Below are 1717 nucleotides of genomic sequence, written 5' to 3' on the forward strand. Positions count from 1 at the left end.
GGCACCGCTTCGCCGCCTTCCCCAACATCTACTTCAAGCGTGAGGGCGATGGAAGCGTCGCGCTCGGCGCGGCCAAGCCGATGATGTCCGGCGGCAAGCCGATCGAGATGGAGACCGCCGACCCTGACAACGACACCTTCGGCGTCGGCAAATTCGAGGACTTCTCCTGGAAGGACATCCTCGACGTCACTACCTGTACCGAGTGTGGTCGCTGCCAGTCGCAGTGTCCGGCGTGGAATACGGGTAAGCCGCTCTCGCCCAAGTTGTTGATCATGTCGTTGCGTGATCACGGTTATGCGAAGGCTCCGTATCTGCTGGCTGGTGGCCGTAAGGACATGGGTGGCGACGAGATCGGTCTGGTGGATGGCGAGGGCAAGCCGGATGAGCGTGCGCTGGCGCGGATTTCGGAGGCTGCGCGTGCGGAGGCGGAGCGTCCGCTGGTCGGTGGCGAGGATGTCGATGGTGTCATCGATCCCGAGGTGCTGTGGTCGTGTACGACCTGTGGTGCGTGTGTGGAGCAGTGCCCGGTTGATATCGAGCATGTCGACCACATCATCGATATGCGCCGTTACCAGGTGCTGATCGAGTCGGAGTTCCCGTCCGAGCTCGCGGGTTTGTTCAAGAATCTGGAGAACAAGGGCAATCCGTGGGGTCAGAACGCCAAGGATCGCCTGAACTGGATTTCCGAGGTCGAGTTCGAGGTTCCCGTCTTCGGTCGCGACGCTGATTCCTTCGATGGTTATGAGTATCTGTTCTGGGTCGGTTGTGCCGGCGCGTACGAGGATCGTGCGAAGAAGACGACCAAGGCTGTGGCGGAGTTGCTCGCGACCGCGGGTGTGAAGTTCATGGTGTTGGGTCAGGAGGAGACCTGTACCGGTGACTCGGCTCGTCGTGCGGGTAACGAGTTCTTGTTCCAGCAGTTGGCGATGCAGAACATCGAGGTGCTGAACTCGGTGTTCGAGGGTGTCGAGCAGGCCAGGAAGAAGATCGTGGTCACGTGTGCGCATTGTTTCAACGCGCTCAACAATGAGTATCCGCAGGTCGGTGGCACTTACGAGGTGGTGCACCACACTCAGCTGCTCAATCGTCTGGTGCGGGGTAAGCAGTTGGTGCCGGTGTCGCCGGTCGCGCAGAATGTGACCTATCACGATCCGTGCTATCTGGGGCGGCACAACAAGATCTACAACGCGCCGCGTGAGTTGATGCAGGCTTCGGGTTCGACGCTGGTCGAGATGCCGCGTCACGGTGAGCGTTCCATGTGTTGTGGTGCCGGTGGCGCGCGGATGTGGATGGAAGAGCAGCTCGGCAAGCGCATCAACATCGACCGTGTCGATGAGGCTCTCGGCACGTTGAACGGTGGTAACGAGCCCTCGATGATCGCGACGGGTTGCCCGTTCTGCCGTGTGATGCTCACCGATGGTGTGACCGCTCGTAAGGATGGTGGCGAGGTCGGTCAGGGTGTCGAGGTCGTCGACGTCGCGCAGTTGATGCTGCAGTCGATCGATCGTGTCGAGGCCGCGACGCTGACCGAGAATCTGAAGGTTGTTCAGGCGCCGAAGGTCGAAGAGCCGGAACCGGTTTCGGTGTCCGAGCCGGTGGCGGCCGCGGTGGTGGAGGCTCCGGCCGAGGCCGCTGCGAAGGCCGCTCCGGCCGGTGGCGGTCTGGGTATGAAGGGCGCCGCGAAGGCGCCGGGCGGCAAGGGCCTGGCCATGAAGGG

Annotated in this window: 1 protein-coding gene; it reads left to right on the forward strand. The window is 62.1% G+C overall.

Features of this window, described 5'->3' with window-relative positions:
- A partial coding sequence (locus tag ON33_RS29300; protein ID WP_040862365.1) for a (Fe-S)-binding protein occupies nt 1–1717 on the forward strand: 1717 nt, incomplete at both ends.

The sequence above is a fragment of the Nocardia niigatensis NBRC 100131 genome (assembly GCF_000308655.1).
Classification (GTDB): domain Bacteria; phylum Actinomycetota; class Actinomycetes; order Mycobacteriales; family Mycobacteriaceae; genus Nocardia; species Nocardia niigatensis.